The sequence below is a fragment of the Thioclava electrotropha genome, from assembly GCF_002085925.2.
In the GTDB taxonomy this organism is placed as follows: Bacteria; Pseudomonadota; Alphaproteobacteria; order Rhodobacterales; family Rhodobacteraceae; genus Thioclava; species Thioclava electrotropha.
Map to the genome: position 1 here is coordinate 2730494 of NZ_CP053562.1, position 15231 is coordinate 2745724.

The 15231-nt window shown below is 65.9% G+C and carries 14 protein-coding genes; 5 read left to right on the top strand and 9 right to left on the bottom strand.

Features of this window, described 5'->3' with window-relative positions; genetic code table 11:
• Positions 1-10: 10 nt before the first annotated feature.
• Together AKL02_RS12990 and AKL02_RS12995 are read right to left on the bottom strand one after the other, a co-directional pair.
• The gene (locus tag AKL02_RS12990) at positions 11-1087 is read right to left on the bottom strand and encodes an SDR family oxidoreductase (protein ID WP_083078905.1); all 1077 of its coding nucleotides are present in this window, start codon (positions 1085-1087) and stop codon (positions 11-13) included.
• A gap of 33 nt (positions 1088-1120) precedes the next feature.
• On the bottom strand, positions 1121-2188 hold the full coding sequence (locus tag AKL02_RS12995) for a 2,3-butanediol dehydrogenase (protein ID WP_078547546.1): 1068 nt from the start codon (positions 2186-2188) through the stop codon (positions 1121-1123).
• Between the two features lie 204 nt (positions 2189-2392).
• On the opposite strand from AKL02_RS12995, the gene AKL02_RS13000 reads away from it, so the two are divergent.
• Positions 2393-3313, top strand: coding sequence for an NAD(P)-dependent oxidoreductase (locus tag AKL02_RS13000; protein WP_083078906.1), 921 nt, complete (start codon positions 2393-2395; stop codon positions 3311-3313).
• Between the two features lie 26 nt (positions 3314-3339).
• Positions 3340-5052, top strand: a complete 1713-nt coding sequence (locus AKL02_RS13005; protein WP_165757010.1) for an extracellular solute-binding protein — start codon at positions 3340-3342, stop codon at positions 5050-5052.
• 482 nt (positions 5053-5534) lie between these two features.
• On the opposite strand, the gene AKL02_RS13010 is transcribed toward AKL02_RS13005, so the two are convergent.
• The 7 genes from AKL02_RS13010 to AKL02_RS13040 form a co-directional block, all read right to left on the bottom strand.
• Positions 5535-7154 carry a Na/Pi cotransporter family protein gene (locus tag AKL02_RS13010; protein WP_083078908.1) on the bottom strand — a complete coding sequence of 540 codons (1620 nt, stop codon included), beginning with the start codon at positions 7152-7154 and terminating at the stop codon, positions 5535-5537.
• Positions 7155-7300: 146 nt separating this feature from the next.
• Entirely contained in the window at positions 7301-8137 is an 837-nt protein-coding gene (locus tag AKL02_RS13015; protein WP_083078909.1) for a TonB family protein, read from the bottom strand.
• On the bottom strand, positions 8134-8520 hold the full coding sequence (locus tag AKL02_RS13020; RefSeq protein ID WP_083078910.1) for an ExbD/TolR family protein: 387 nt from the start codon (positions 8518-8520) through the stop codon (positions 8134-8136). Before AKL02_RS13020 ends, AKL02_RS13015 begins: the two co-directional genes overlap by 4 nt.
• Entirely contained in the window at positions 8517-8891 is a 375-nt protein-coding gene (locus tag AKL02_RS13025; RefSeq protein WP_232621616.1) for an ExbD/TolR family protein, read from the bottom strand. Before AKL02_RS13025 ends, AKL02_RS13020 begins: the two co-directional genes overlap by 4 nt.
• A gap of 1 nt (position 8892) precedes the next feature.
• Positions 8893-9573 carry a MotA/TolQ/ExbB proton channel family protein gene (locus AKL02_RS13030; RefSeq protein WP_083078911.1) on the bottom strand — a complete coding sequence of 227 codons (681 nt, stop codon included), beginning with the start codon at positions 9571-9573 and terminating at the stop codon, positions 8893-8895.
• Positions 9570-9860: a hypothetical protein gene (locus AKL02_RS13035; RefSeq protein ID WP_133051979.1), complete on the bottom strand. Its 291-nt coding sequence runs from the start codon at positions 9858-9860 to the stop codon at positions 9570-9572. The genes AKL02_RS13030 and AKL02_RS13035 overlap by 4 nt, the downstream gene beginning before the upstream one ends.
• 116 nt (positions 9861-9976) lie before the next feature.
• Complete coding sequence (locus AKL02_RS13040) at positions 9977-12076, bottom strand: TonB-dependent receptor, heme/hemoglobin family (RefSeq protein WP_083078913.1); 2100 nt, start codon at positions 12074-12076, stop codon at positions 9977-9979.
• Positions 12077-12283: 207 nt separating this feature from the next.
• On the opposite strand from AKL02_RS13040, the gene AKL02_RS13045 reads away from it, so the two are divergent.
• From AKL02_RS13045 to AKL02_RS13055, 3 genes are read left to right on the top strand one after another with little or no spacing between them, the layout of a single operon-like run.
• Positions 12284-13327 (top strand): hemin-degrading factor, encoded by a 1044-nt coding sequence (locus AKL02_RS13045; RefSeq protein WP_108722407.1) that lies wholly within the window; start codon positions 12284-12286, stop codon positions 13325-13327.
• Entirely contained in the window at positions 13324-14163 is an 840-nt protein-coding gene (locus tag AKL02_RS13050; protein WP_083078914.1) for a heme/hemin ABC transporter substrate-binding protein, read from the top strand. The genes AKL02_RS13045 and AKL02_RS13050 overlap by 4 nt, the downstream gene beginning before the upstream one ends.
• Before the next feature lie 4 nt (positions 14164-14167).
• Positions 14168-15229, top strand: coding sequence for a FecCD family ABC transporter permease (locus tag AKL02_RS13055; protein ID WP_108722408.1), 1062 nt, complete (start codon positions 14168-14170; stop codon positions 15227-15229).
• The last annotated feature ends 2 nt before the right edge of the window (positions 15230-15231 follow it).

Here is a 15231-nt window from a genome sequence, read left to right on the forward strand (position 1 = left end):
TGTGGTCTCCTCAGTTTCCGGCCGGAATGATCTTGCGCGCGCGCAGCTCTTCGAACACGTCGAAGAAGCTGTCGGGCGTGCTCTGATAGGCGTCGAAACCCAGCTTCCGGCTGTTGGTCATGTCGGTGAAGCATTCCAGCTCGCGGCCGAGATCGGCGTCGCTGTGCCACCACGAAGCCAGCTTGGTCACAGGGATGTCCTGCAGCCCATATTGAGCCACCATCTCCGACCAGATTGCGGGCGCATCCGCCATCTGCTCTTCGAGCGGCGTCGTGTGACCGGGGTATTCCGCGACCTCGAGGCCGAAATACTCGGCGATCCGCGCCCAGAGCCAAGTCCAGCGGAAGACATCGCCATTTGCGGTATTGAAGGGCGTGTTCGCAGCTTCCGGCGTCGTCGCGGCCCAGTAGAACTGTTTGGCGAGGATGCGCGCGTCGGTCACGTCGGTGACCGCGTTATATTGCTCGGGCGAACCGGGATAGAGGAACGGCTTGCCGGTGTGCTTGCAGATCGAGGCATAGACCGCGAGCGTCACTGCCATGTTCATGTAGTTGCCGACGGTAAAGCCGATCATCGTATGCGGGCGGTGGACCGACCAGGTGAAGCCGTATTTCTCGGCCATCTCCAGCAGCACATCTTCCTGCGCGTAGTAGAAGTTCGGCCCCGGCAGACGCGGGCTCGATTCGAGGAAGGGCGTGTAGGGCGTGACCTTGGCGTAATCGTCGAACGAACCGAGGTAATGCTTGAGGCCCGTCACCAGCGCGCCGTGCTTGATCGGCGCGCCTGCGATCCCCTCGAAGAGGTTGCGCACCATCATCCCGTTCACGCGGACATTCTCTTCCTCGTTGGCCTGACGCGACCAGGTGCAATAGAACACATGCGTCACGTCCTTGGCCGCAGCCAGCGCGGCCTTGCTGGCTTCCGCATCGGTCAGGTCTGCGGCAATGTGCCGGTCGGACCACTCGAGATCGACATCGCTGCGCGACACCGTCACGACCGTCCAGCCGTGAGATTTCAATTCGCGCGCGGTGTAGCTACCCGAGAGGCCGGTCGCCCCGACAATCAACGCAATATTCTGTTCAGCCATGGGTCTTCGCCCCTTTCTTGCAGTTCCGTTTCGTCAGGTCGTGACGAGAATTTTCAGATGTTCCCCGGCAGGATCGAGAAGCGCCTCGAAGCCCTTGTCGACGACATCTTCCGCCGCGATCCGCGAGGTGATGACTTTCTCGATCGGGAAATTGCCCGAGGCGACCATGCGGCCGATCCGGGGCCAGATTTGCGTCGGGTAGCACCAGGTCGCTTCGACCGAGATGTCCTTGAGCGCCCAGAGCATCGCGTCGATGCTGGCGGGTTTCATGTGCAGGCCCACCTGCACGACCTTGCCCTGGCGGCGCACCGCTTCGGCGCAGGCGTTGAGCGAGGCTTCGAGCCCGACACATTCGAGCGCGACGTCGACGCCGACACCCTCTTCGGTCAGATCGCCGACGACGGTCGGCAGCTCGCCGCTGCGCGGGTCGACGACATGCGCATAGGGCGCAATTTCCGAGATGATCCGGCGACGGTTCGGGTTCGGTTCCGACACGATGATCGTGCTCGCACCCGCCGCACGGGCCGACAACACCGTCAGCGCGCCGATCGGACCGGCACCCGAGACGAGAACGGTCGAGCCCGCCTCGACGCCGCCGCGATCCACGCCGTAAAGCGCCACCGCAGCCGGCTCGATCATCGCGGCCTGATCATCCGTCAGCCCCTCGGGCACGGATTGAGCGTTGTAATCCTTGATGACGGCTTTCTCGCCCATGCCGCCCCAGGCCCAGCTCAGGCCGATGCAGCCCAGTTGCGGCGAGAGGTGATAGAGGCCGCGCTTGCCATAGTAGTCATTGCGTGGCGCCACGAGCGGCTGGACCGAAATGCGCTCGCCCACCGTGACATTGCTGACCTCGTCGCCCACTGCGAGAACCTTGGCGGAGAATTCATGGCCAAGAATCTGCGGGTTGGACGCGCCGGTATAGATATGCGGTTCGGACGGGGTAACGATCGGCCCCGCGATATATTCGTGAAGATCTGTGCCGCAGATGCCGGTCACGATCGGCGCGACCAGAACGTCATCCGGCGCCAGTTTGCTCGACGGTTCTTCGACATCCTCGACGCGGATGTCCTTCGCTCCGTGAAAACGAACAGCTTTCAAAGCTTTTCCTCCCTTTCCAAGTCTCGCGATCCTCTGGGTCTGCCGGGATCACCCCGACATCGAGATCGCCATTTGGCTGCGACGATTCGTAACAAACCAATCCGGCCATCACTGCAGAAAAATTTCCGCTTCGGATAAATTACATCCATCACCACCGTTTTGGCGACGTAATGTCGGCCCAACACATAAGTGGGAGATATAAGCATGAGCCAGACCCAGGTGGCAGACACTGATCAGATCGATACGCAGCAGACGCTTGGCTGGATCGGCGTGGGCAAAATGGGCGGCCCCATGGCGCGCAACCTCGTAGCGAGTGGCGCGAAACTTCTTGTCTCCGATCCGGCGAAGGACAGCCGCGATCGGCTGACCGCATTGGGCGCATCCGAGGCCGCGTCGATCTCGGATTTCGCGGGAGCAGGTATCGTCTTCTCGACGCTGCCGAACGATCAGGCTTTGCTGGATGTCGTCGGCAATGGAGATGACGCAGGCCTCGCAACCACCTTGCCCGCGGGCGCGACGCTGGTCGAGATGAGCACGGTCTCCCCCGAATGCTCCGAAAGCGTTGCGAAGGTTCTCGCAGCCAAGAAAATCAACTATGTCAGAGCGCCGCTTTCCGGCAGCACCGACATGGCCGCGAATGCCGCGCTCACCGTGCTCGCCTCGGGCGACCGCGCGGGCTGGGACGAAGCGCTCCCCTACATCCGCAAACTCTCGGCCCGGCAATTTTTCCTCGGAAACGGAGAAGAAGCGCGCTACATGAAGCTCGTTTTGAACACTCTGGTCGGCGCCTCGTCCGCGGTGCTCTCCGAAGCCTTGGCGATCGGTGCCAGCGGCGGCCTGACCCGAGCCGATATGATGGATGTAATTTGCGAAAGCGCAGTGGCCTCGCCCCTGTTCAAATATAAGCAGAAGCCGGTCGTCGAAGATGACTTCACGCCCGCCTTCACAGTGTCTCAGATGATCAAGGATTTCACACTCATCAGCGAAGCCGCCCGACGCAACAGCGTGCCGCTGATGACAACTGGCCTGATCCTCGAGCTTTATAGAAGCGCCTCGAACGCGGGCATGCAGGACGAAGATTTCTTCGCATTGGTGAAATGGCAGGAAAAGTTGTCGACAAGATGAAATTGGCGGAGCAGCATTCGGAGGCTATGCAACCTCAGGATGCTGAACTCACAAGTCACGAGTTGTCCCGGATCGTCGATTTCCTCCGGCAGCTTCGTGCGCCCTTCGACGCAAACATGCCCGGTGGCAAACCGGACGTGTATTTCAACATCACGCTCGAACTGGTCGACGCGCATCTGCGTGTGAGCCCGATCGACAAGTCGGGCCTGATCAGCCTCGCCGATGTGCCCTACAGCACCGGCAACCGCATGATCCTGAAGATGATCGAGGACGGTCTGATCCGGCAGGTGCCGCGCGGCAACGGGCTGAAGACGCATTTCCTCGAACCCTCCGACACCCTGCTCAATACCTTCATGGACTACGCCACTTACGTGAAGGGGCATCTGGCGAAGACCTTCGGTTTGCGGCGCGGGATGGAGACCAGCGAATACTATTTCGGCGGCAGCTATTTCGCCTCGCAGATCATCTCCCCCGTGCGCGGGGAGGACATCTCCTCGATCAACCTTGGCGATATCAAGTTCCTGCTGAACGACGACAACTACTTCATCGCCATGCGCAACATGTGGTCCGATTTCCGCAACGATTTCGGCAAGCGCAGCAGCTTCGATCTTCAGCGCCTGCCCGACCTCTATACCAATACGCGGCGCACCCTGTCCGAGAAGTCGCCGCGCTATGACGTCGTCGCGATGAACATGCCGTGGCTCGGGGAATTCGCGGAGCGTGGGGAGCTCGCCCCGCTGGACGATCTCATCTCGGATGCCGCCATCAACGCGCTGGATTTCCATCCCTCGGTCTGGGGGACTGGCAACTGGAAAGGGACGCAATACGGCATCCCGCTCTATTGCACGATCGAAATTCTCGCGGCCCGCAAGGATCTGTTCGAGAGCCGCGGCCTCGCCTATCCGAAGACCTTCGACGAGACCATCGCCGCCGCGCGGGAATTCCATAACCCGCAGGACGACTTCTACGGCATCGCGTGGAACGGGCAGCGCGGCATGCCCATTGCGAACTCCTTCATGTTCTTCCTCGCAGCCTGCCGGACTACGGTCATCGATATGCCGCTGCGCAATCAGGAGAGCTGGAGCTTCGACACGTTCGAGAAGCTGAAGCTTCAGATCGATACCGAGGATGCGCTCGAAGTGATCGAATACATGAAGCAGCTCGTCGAGGTTTCTCCCCCCGACATCGCGACGATGGATTGGGAACGGCGGATCCACTACTTCATGTCGGGTCAGACCGCACTTGCCTATTGCTGGACGATGCGCGCGGCGCGCTTCGAGCATGAACTGAGCTCCCGCGTTGCCCGGCGTGTGGCCTACTTGCCGCCACCGTCGCGCCGGATGCGTCGCGTGTCTGCCCCGATCGGCGGCTTCCTTCTGACGATCCCCGCCTATGTCGAACCCGCGCGGCAAAAGCAGATCATCGACGCGATTGCTTGGATGGTCTCGCCCGAAGCCATGAAAGAGCACGTGAAGAACGGCTTCCCCGTGGCGCCGCGCTTCTCGGTCTGCGCCGACCCGGAGGCGCTGGCCTCCTCCCCCATCGTCAGCATGGTCGACCGCATGGCGCGCAAGAACGAGCTGGTGACCTGGGCGCGCCCGCCGGTGCCGGAATTCAACCTGATCGAACGCACGCTCGGGGAAGAAATCCACGACATCGTCTTCAACGGAAAATCGCCCCAGCGCGGCCTGAGAGACGCGGAGAACCGAATTCTCGACGCCGTCCGATCCGCGGGCTGAGACTGCTTCCCGCTGGCTGCCATCTCGCGCTCGGGAGTAACGCTTGGCTGAGCAGCCCCGGGTCATTCAACCGGCCGAGACTGGCGCCCGGGCAGCGTTCACGCCGGGCGGTACAGGTTGAAGCAATCGCCCGACATGTGGCATCGAGACGGCGATCCTGATGCTCTTCCCGGAATTTCTGAAGGTGCTCCTCTCCCCTCGTGGAGCGCGAGCGTGCGCTTCGTCACGTCGATTGTTGGGTTTCTACCTATTCGATCTGGCTGACTGCGGCGGAGAAAGCGCGGGACCACGTGCTCGATCTGCATATGGCTATTCTCGACGAACGTTGTGGATCTAATTTTTGGATGGCAGGTCGATACGTCATCCACTTCGGGATGCCCCAAAGCCCCTAGACGGACCCTCCGTGGGTAAGTGACGGGGCACTGTGGGATGCGCGCGCCATGCCGCATGAGCGAAGCAAGTCGGCCCGCTTCGGGATATCATCAGGCGAGCTCGGCAGCAGGCGACTGCTCTGCCTCGGGGGCGGAAACCGCGCCGTGCCCCAGATTGCTGCGCACCTCGCGCTCATATTCCCCGACGCGTTGGACGTTGTGCATGATCCGCGTGAACCAGCGCATCGCATCGGTCGCCTGAAACGTCTCCTGCATCGAATAAAGCCCGACATGCTCACCAAGCAGAAGCCCGCGCCGGTGCCGTGCGAAGCGATGGGCAACCGGCGCGGCCATCAGCGCCATGCGCGCCCCGATCTGCGGCAGATCGAGCGGACGTTCGGGCGAAAGGCAGGCGGCGAACCATTGCGCGGGCCGCGGCGTGATCTTGCCGCGCAGCAGGATCGCGATATAGCCGCGATGTTCGGCCTGCTCCACCAGACGCACCAGATGGTCAGCCTGATGCATCAGGGCTGCGAAGGCGGCGGCCTCGGTGGGCTTGTCGCGCGGGACCGAAACCTGCGCCATGTAATCCTTCAGCTCATCGAGCGCGATCCCGACCCGCGGGCCCAGTGCCGACATCCGCCGCAGGTCGCGCGCAGGGCCGATGGCCAGCGAATAGGCCGAGAAGACCTCGCGCGCGGCCCAGATCACCATCGCATGGGCCGATTGCATCGCCGCGCCCTCGTCGCTCAGCAGGTGGCGGTCCAGTTCCGGCGGCGCGCGCCCGCCCAGATCGGGGCGCAGTTTGGCGACGAGCGTGGCGAATTGGCGTGTGACGGGCAGAAAGACCAGCGTCCCCAGCAGGTTGAAGCCGGTGTGAAACAGCACCAGCGCGGTATCCACTCCGGTGCGCGCGGCCAGCGCCTCCAGCGGGCCCGCGATCAGCTGCAGCAGTGGAAAGGCGATCACCATCGTCCCGCAATTGAACAGCAGGTTCGCAATCGCCGTCTGCTGCATCGCCCGCGATCCCCCGAAGGCCGCGATCAGCGCGGTGAAGGTCGTGCCGAGGTTCATCCCGATCACCGCCGCCGCCGCCTGAATCAGCGGCAGCGCGCCGTTGCTGACCAGCACCAGAACCACCGCGATGGCCGCCGAGGAGGATTGCATCACCACCGTGACCGCCAGCCCCAGCGCCGCCATCGCGAGCAAGCCGCCCACTCCGGTACCGGGGATGCGCTCCACCGTGATCCAGTCCGCGGCCCCCGACATGCCCTGTTGCATCATGTCGAGCCCGATGAAGAGCAGGCAGAAGCCCGCAAGCACGCGCCCGATGCGCGCCGCGCGACCATGCGAGAGAAACAGCGTCAGGCTCGCGAAGAACAACAGGCCCATCGCCACCGCGCCGAGCTTCAGCTTGAAGCCGACCAGCGACACGATCCAGCCGGTGACGGTGGTGCCGATATTGGCGCCGTAGATCACGCCGAGCGCCTGCGTGAAGCTCAGCAGCCCCGCGCCGACGAAGCCGACCGTCATCACCGTGGTCGCTGAGGAAGACTGGATCACTGCCGTCGTGACCAAGCCGCTCGCGACGCCTTTAAGCGGCGTGGTGGTGAACCGTGCCAGCAGGCGGCGCAGGTTCGCGCCTGCCGCTTCGCGCAGCGCCTCGGTCATTATCTTCATGCCGAGCAGGAACAACCCGATTCCGCCCAGTGCCGACAGTGTCTCCGACATGGCTTTCCACCCTTCGCCGTCGAGAATGCGACCACGCGATACGGAATTCAAGCGCTGGCAAGAGCGCCGCGCAAAGCTCTGTTTTACCGGATGAATCCGGTTTTTCCTGAGCGAGTTGCCCTCCGGGTCGTTTGAGGGTCGGAGCCTTAGCCGCGGGCGATGAATTCGAAGGAGAACTTCATTCCCGGCTTCGGCGGGGGCGGGAACGGCGCGGCCCGGCGGACGTGGTCGAGCGCCGCCGCATCGAGGCCCGAGGAGCCGGAGCCGCGCAGGATGCGCACCGTGCTCAACCGCCCGCTTGCGGAGATCACGAAGCCCACCACCGCGCGCCCCCGGCCCTGCCCGCGTCGCTTCGGCGTGGACTGGATCTTGCGGATCACCGAGGCCGCGTATTGCCGGGGCGATTGACCGGAGCGGGCGGCACTGGGGGCCTTGGCGGGCTGGCCTTTATCGGCGGTGTTGCGCGCCTTGGCCACGCCTTGCGAGGTGCCGCGCCGGGCATCGCGGGCGGCATTTCCCGCGTTGCTTGGGGGTGTGGGCCTCGCTTCGCTGTGGGCCTGTTTGCTGGGCTTGGCGACCTGCTGCGGCGCGGGGCGTTCGGGGCGCGCCTCGGGGCGCTGGCTTTGCTGCGGGGCGAGCGCGCTCTCGGCGCGCAGAGTCTCGGGCGTGGGGGTGACGGCGGCGAGACGGTCCGGCGCTGTGGGCGCGGACGGGCTTGCCGCATCTGGTGTGGTGGGCGTCTCCGGCTGCACCGGGCGCGTGACCTTGCGGGCAATCGGTTCGGCGCGCTCCGGCACAACCGGCGTCGCGCGTCCTGCCGCGAGATCGGCGAAATCATTGCCCAGAAGCGGGGCCTCCTGCGCGACCTGCCCGCCTGCGGGCGGCAGGTCCGGTGCGGCGACAGGCGTCTGCGCCAGTCCCAGCGCGTGCAGCCCGGCCGAGACCGCAAGCGCCGCGCAGGCGATGAGCGCGCCCCGGGTCATGGCGCCTCTCCCCGTTCGGCCACGAGGCGGATGCCCTGCGCCCCGGCCGCGCTGAGATCGCGGGCCAGCGCCACGAGCGCGGGCGCGGGCGCCGCGCGATCGGGCAGGATACGGGCCACGCCGCCTGCCTCGGGCGGAAGCTGCGCGATGAAGGCGGACGCATCCGCGACGCCCTCGGGCCAGAGAATGTCGCCCTGCGCGCTCAGCGCCACCCGGCCCGGCTCGGGCGCGCGAGCGCCTTCCGGCAATGCGAGCAGTTGCAGGTCGGCGGGCGGGCGCGCGGCGAGCGTGCCGGCCACGAGAAAGAAGGCCAGCAGCAGGAAGACCACGTTGATCAGGGTCAGGATCGGCTCGCTCCGGCGGCGGGTGAAACGGGTGCTCATCCCAGCACCTCCGCTTGCAGCCCCGGCACCGCGCGCAGCCTCACCAGCAGATCGGCCAGCCGCTGGCTCGACGTGTCAGGATCGAGGCTGACCAGCAGCCGCGGCGGGGTCTGCGCGAAACCGTCTCGCAGGGCCGCCTCCAGCGCGTCCAAGTCCAGCACCTTGCCGTTCAGGCTGATCCGCTCGGGTCCGAGCTTGAGGAAAGCCAGCTTGCTCTCGGGCGCAGCCGCGCTCCCTGCCCCGCGCGCCGCGATCGGCAGTTCGGTCATGCGCGAAAAGCTCGAGGCCAGCATGAAGAACATCAGCAGCAGGAAGATCACGTCGATCAGCGAGGTCATCGACAGGCTGCGGCGGCGAAGCGGCTTGCGCATGTCACTCTCCGGCGGTTTGCACAGCGCGATTGAGTTCGGCCCGGGCAGGTGCGCCCTCGGGCAGCGCCGGGCCGCAGAGCGCCTCGATCATCAGCGCGGCACTCTGGCTTTCACGGGCGATGCGGCTCTCGACGAAGGACAGAAACAGCGAGACCGGCATCGCGATCCCGAGGCCGAGCGCGGTGGTCAGAAGCGCCACCCAGATACCGCCCGCAAGCTGCGCCGGATCGACCGAAGCGCCTGCGCTCTGCAGCGTCTGGAAGGCTTCGATCATGCCCAGAACCGTGCCGAACAGGCCCAGCAGCGGCGCGGTCTGCGCGATGGCGTCCAGCAGCCGCATCCCGGCCTCGCTGCGGGCGGCTTGGATTTCGGTCTCCGTCTGCAGGCGGGGCCGCAGCGCCTGCGGCTCGGGGGCCGCCATCGCGCGGCGGGTCAGCTCGGCCAGCGGACCACGGGCTTGCGCAAGGCTCTGGCGCGCCGCCCCGCGCTGGCCCGCCTGCCACAGGTCGAGCGCGGTCTCCAACGGCGCGTGAGCACCGATCCGCAGGCTCATCAGGTGCCAGAGCTTCCACAGCACCGCCGCCCCGGCGATCACCGAAACACACAGCAGCAGCGCCACGACCCAGCCGCCCAGTGCGACGAAATCGTTCAAACCCTGTTGGATTGCCGCAAGAGAGATCATCCCGTCACCTCCGTTCCGTCGACGCGCGAGCCGGTTTCCAGAGCGCTCGCGCAGGCCGCTTCGTCCCCGCCCTCGCAGGTCTCGACGCCATTGATCAGAATCTGGCCAAGCGCCTCGCAGCGCAGCCCGGCCAGATCGAATTGCCGCACGCGGGGCTTGCCTGCGGGCAGGTCGCGGAAATCGAGGAGCAACAGCCGCTCCACCCCGCCCGCGCGGGTGAAGATCACCGCCTCCACCACCAGCGCGCCGAGATCGCTCCCCAGCCCGTTCTCGGCCAGAAAACTCAACCGGCAAGCGTCCTCGGCCTCGGTTGCCCCGGCCAGCGTCAAGCTGAGCCGGTGCGCGCCCTGCGCGGAGATGCCATGAGGGAGGCACGCGCAAAGCAGTGTCAGAAGCGCCGCCCTCACCATGTGAAGGCCTTGGCGACAGCGAGTTTCACGTTCCGGCCCGGTGCATTGTCGAGCGAGAGGTTGTTGCGATACTCGCGGTCGAAGACGTTCTCGACCGTCAGGTTCACCTCGATCCCGGCGAGCCGTTCGGGTTGCCAGCTGACGAAGAGGTCATGCGTGGCGTAGCCCGGCGCGGAGGTCGAGGCGGACGCCGTCTCTATCCCGCTGAAGCCCTGCACGCGCCAGCCCGCGCGCACGCCCTGATCGGGGAATTTCGCCCCCAACGTCAGCGCGATATTCTCGGCCGGCGTGTCGGTGAGGGTCTGGCCCGTCGCCTCGTCCTTGGATTTCACCTTGGAATAGGCGAGCTGCCCGAACCAGCGATCGGCCTCGTAAGACGCCTCGATCTCGCCGCCCCAGATTTTCGCCGAGTCGACATTGCGGAAATAGGGTACGCCGACCGAGCCGGAGGGGTTGGCCGCGATCAGATCGGTCAGATCGTTGTGGAACAGCGTGGCTTTCGCGGAAAGGCTGTCGCCCTCCGACAGAAGGCCCGAGGTCTGATAGGTCACACCCAGCTCGACTGTCGTGGCTTTCTCCTTGTCGAGATTGAGGCTCGCGGTGCGGCCCGCCGCCCCGATCCCGTCGGTCTGATAGAGCTCGTCCAGCGTCGGCATCCGCTCGGTCCGCGCGAGCGAGCCGAAGACGCCCCAGGTGTCGTTGAACTGATAAAGCGCCGCGATCTTCGGCGAGACCGCCGTGCCATCCTGATCGGTGCCGCCTTGGGCCGCCGCCGCCGCATCGGGCGAGAGCCACGCCCGGTCCACGCGCAGGCCCGGCGTGATCGTCAGCTTGTCGTTCCAGACGAATTCGCCCTGCACATAGAGGCCCAGCTTGTCTTCGGTGCCACCGGGGTGGAAGGCGGGTTCGCCCACCGAGGAATTCGCGTAGCGGTTCTGATGCGAAAGCTGCGTGCCGAAGGTGAGGTAATTCTCCCACGCGCCGCGCGACATCTCGACGGTGTTCTCGAGCTTGAGCGCGGTGGTCTCGTAACTTGCCGTATTCGGGCAGAGCACCGAGAAACGACCCGCCGAACACATCATCCCGAGCGAGAAATTGTCGCGCTCCGTCGAGGTTTTCGAGTAGCTCAGCTGCGCTTCGAGATCGAGCCACGGGTTGCCCACGCCTTCATTGGCATAGGTAAGGCTGAGCGTGTCGTCGATCGCATGCAGATCCGAGGTACCGAAAGCCGAGGCCAGCGACCCACCGGTCTGCGCGACGGCCGCATCCTTCAGGTCGCTATCGGTGCGCGAGGCCGAAAAGGTCAGGCGCTGATCGCGGTTCTCGCCGAAATAGTAGTTGGATTTCAGCAGCGCCGACCAGCGATCGCCAGCCGTTGCCGGGATCGTCTCGCCCGCGCCGTCTTCCATGTCGTCGGACGCGCCCTGCGAGTAGCTGAACAGCATATCCGCATCCTCGCCCAGCTTCTGGGCATAGGTCGCCGTGCCGATCTTGCCGTCGCCATTGCTGTCATACGCGCCCTTGAGCCGCACCGCGCCGGTCTGCCCCTCGGGGATGAAATCGGTCGCGTCCTTGGTGGTGAAATTCACCACGCCGCCGATCGCGCCCGAGCCATACATGGTCGACGAGGCCGGACCGCGCAGCACTTCGACGCGCTTGTAAAGCTCCGGATCGCCGAAGAAGGAGCCGGTGCGATACTGCTCGAAGAATTTCACCGCGCCGTCGACGGTGATGATGATGCGGTTCTGGCTGCCGGTCTGCTCGGCATTGCCGATGCCGCGGATATTGAAGGCCTGCCCCAGCATCCGCGCCGAGGCGCCCGCCGCCTGCACGCCCGGCACGTCGGCAAACAGATCGCCCATCGTGCGGGGCTGTTCCTCGTCGAGGTCCTGCTGGTCGATCACCGTCACCGCCTGCGGCGTGTCGATCGCCACTTTCGGCGTGCCCCAGCCATAGATCAGGCGGCCCAGCATCGTGTAGCCGTCATCGGACCCGCTCTCCTGCGCGAGTGCCGGACCTGCGGCGGCGATCAGCGCGAGGCTGGTAACTGTCGTGAAAAGCCGCATCCGCGCGGCGCGAGGCGTCGTAGCCATGAGTGTCCCCTTTGTGGTCTGCATGGGGCTGGCGTGACGCTGGCAGCGCAGAAACTGTCTTGATCTCGATGATGTGACCAGCTAGAGAATCCGACAAAACTAGTCAAGTATATTCCTGAGATATATTTGATCCCATCCGCGCCCAGCTCGAGGCCCCGCCCTCTCGCCAGATTCGCGCCCTTTGCGAAAACGACGAGAGGACTCCCCATGCCCGCAGACGGCACCCTGCCCCAACAGCTTTCCCCCGAAGGTATCCGCGCACTCCGCGCCGAGCGCCCCGAGATGCGCGCGCGCGATTTTGCCACTCAGCATGGCATCGCGGAGGCCGAACTGGTCGCCGCCCAGATCGGCACCACCGCCACCGCGATCGAAGCCCATCCCGATGCGATCATGCCGCGCCTGACCGCGCTTGGCGACGTGATGGCGCTGACCCGCAACGAGAGCTGCGTGATCGAGCGGCGCGGCACGTACGAAGAGTATCACTCGGGCGCGCATGCTCAGATGGTGCTCGGCAAGGAGATCGACCTGCGTCTCTTCGCGCAGCATTGGGCCCATGCCTTCGCGCTGGAGGATGGCGACAAACGCTCGATCCAGGTGTTCGACCGCGCGGGCGATGCGATCCACAAGGTGCATCTGAAACCCGAGAGCGACGTGGCGGCCTTCCACGCGCTCGTCGCGGAGCTGCGCCTGCCCGAACAGTCGGATCAGCTCGACCTTGCGCCGCGTGCGCGCATCGAGGCCGCGAAATCGCTGCCCGAGAAGGCCGAGACCCTGCGCGCGGAATGGGACAAGCTGACCGACACGCATCAGTTCCTGCGGCTGGTCTCGAAGCTGAAGATGAACCGGCTCGGGGCCTATCGCATCGCGGGCACGCCCTATGCCACAGAGATGGCCCCCGATGCGGTCGAGGCGCTGCTGACCCGTTGCGCCGCCGATCAAACTCCGCTGATGATCTTCGTCGGCAATGCGGGCTGCATCGAGATCCATGGCGGCACGATCGAGACGGTGAAGCCGATGGGCCCGTGGATCAACGTGCTCGACCCACGCTTCAACCTGCATCTGCGCGGCGACCACATCGCCGAGGTCTGGCTGGTCGACAAGCCGACGAAGAACGGCCCCGCGCTCAGCCTCGAGGCCTTCGACAGGCACGGCGCGCTGATCATGCAGATCTTCGCCTCGCGCAAGGATGGCGGGGTCGAGGTGTTCAACGCGACGATCCGCGCGCTGCCGCGTCTGGAGGGTCAGGCATGAAGCGTTTTGCCCTGATCGCAGCCATTCTCACCGCCGGCCCCGCACTGGCCGAGCCCGCCCGCGTGATCTCGCTCGGCGGGGCCGTGACCGAGATCGTCGTGGCCCTTGGCGCGGAGGACCGGCTCGTCGCGCGCGACACCACCTCGCAATATCCCGAGCGCATCACCGAGCTGCCCGATGTGGGCTATGTCCGCGCGCTCTCGGCGGAAGGTGTGCTGGCGCTCGACCCCGACCTGATCCTCGCCGAAGCCACGGCGGGTCCGCCCGAGGCGGTCGAGACGCTGAAGGCGGCGGGCGTCGATTTCGTCGCGCTGCCGGGCGATCCGAGCGTGCAAGGCGTGCGCGAGAAGATCGCGGTGGTCGGCACCGCGCTTGATCGCGAAGAGGCAGCCGAACGGCTCACCGCCAGTTTCGACGCCGAGATGGACGCGGTGCGCAAATCGGCGGGCGCTGTCGCAACGCCCAAGCGGGTGCTTTTCGTGCTGTCTCTGCAGAACGGCCGCGTCATGGCAGGGGACGACGGCTCCTCGGCAGAGGCAATCATCGAGCTTGCGGGCGGGGTGAATGCCGCGACTGGGTTCGCGGGATACAAGCCCGTAACCGACGAGGCGATCCTTGCCGCCGATCCGGATGTGATCCTGACGATGGATCGCGAGGGCGAGATGGCGGTGACAAAGCGCGACATCCTCGCCCACCCCGCGCTGGGGCAGACCCGCGCAGCCAGAGGCGGCGCGCTGGTCGCGATGGACGGGATGCTTCTTCTGGGCTTCGGGCCGCGCACGCCGCAGGCCGCGCAAGCTCTGCATGCGGCGCTTTATCCCGAGGCCGAGGACTGAGGCGATGGCGATGACCTCCCTCGCCCTGCCCGACGCCATGCGCCGCCCGTGCCCGCCGCTGCGGCTCGGGCTCATCGCGCTGCTGGTGATCGCGGCGGCCCTGTCGCTCGGGACCGGGGCGGCGGGGGTCTCGCTGCCGCAGGTGCTGGGCCAATGGCTGACCGGCGAAGAAATCTCGACCCGCGACCGCGTCGTGCTGCTCGACATCAGGCTGCCGCGGCTGGCCATGGGGCTGATGGTCGGGGCGGCGCTCGCGGTCGCGGGCGCGGTGATGCAGGGGTTGTTTCGCAACCCGCTCGCCGATCCGGGCATCATCGGCGTCGGCGCGGGCGCGGGCCTCGGCGCCGTCGCGATGATCGTGCTGAGCGGTTTCCTCCCCGCTACTATCGCCGCCTTTTTCGGCACATGGCTGGTGCCGGTCGCGGCCTTCGGCGGGGCGTGGACGGCCACGCTGCTGCTCTACCGGGTTGCCAGCCGGGGCGGTCAGGTCTCCATCGCGACGCTGCTTCTGGCCGGGATCGCGCTGGCCGCGCTGGCGGGGGCGCTGACCGGCATCCTGACCTATCTCGCCGATGACGCGCAGCTGCGCGACCTGACATTCTGGGGCATGGGGTCGCTGGCAGGCGCGAGCGACATGAAGCTGCTGGTCGGCGGGCTGCTGATCGGGCCTGCGCTGCTCCTGACCCCGCGGCTTGCGCGCGGGCTGAACGCGCTGGCACTCGGCGAGGCGACGGCGGCGCATATGGGTCACGATATCGAGCGGCTCAAGCATCGCGCGGTGATCGGCGTCGCGGCGTTGGCGGGGGCCGCGGTCGCGATGGCGGGCGGGATCGGCTTCGTGGGCATCGTGGTGCCGCATCTGCTGCGGTTTGCGGGCGGGCCGGATCACAAGACGCTGCTGGTGGATGCGGCCCTCCTCGGCGCGGCGCTTCTCGTGCTCGCTGATCTGATCGCGCGGCTGGTGGTCGCGCCCGCGGAACTGCCCATCGGGATCGTCACCGCCATTCTGGGCGCGCCGGTCTTCTTGTGGATCCTGATCCGCCGTCAGGGATTGGGAGGGGTCTGAAC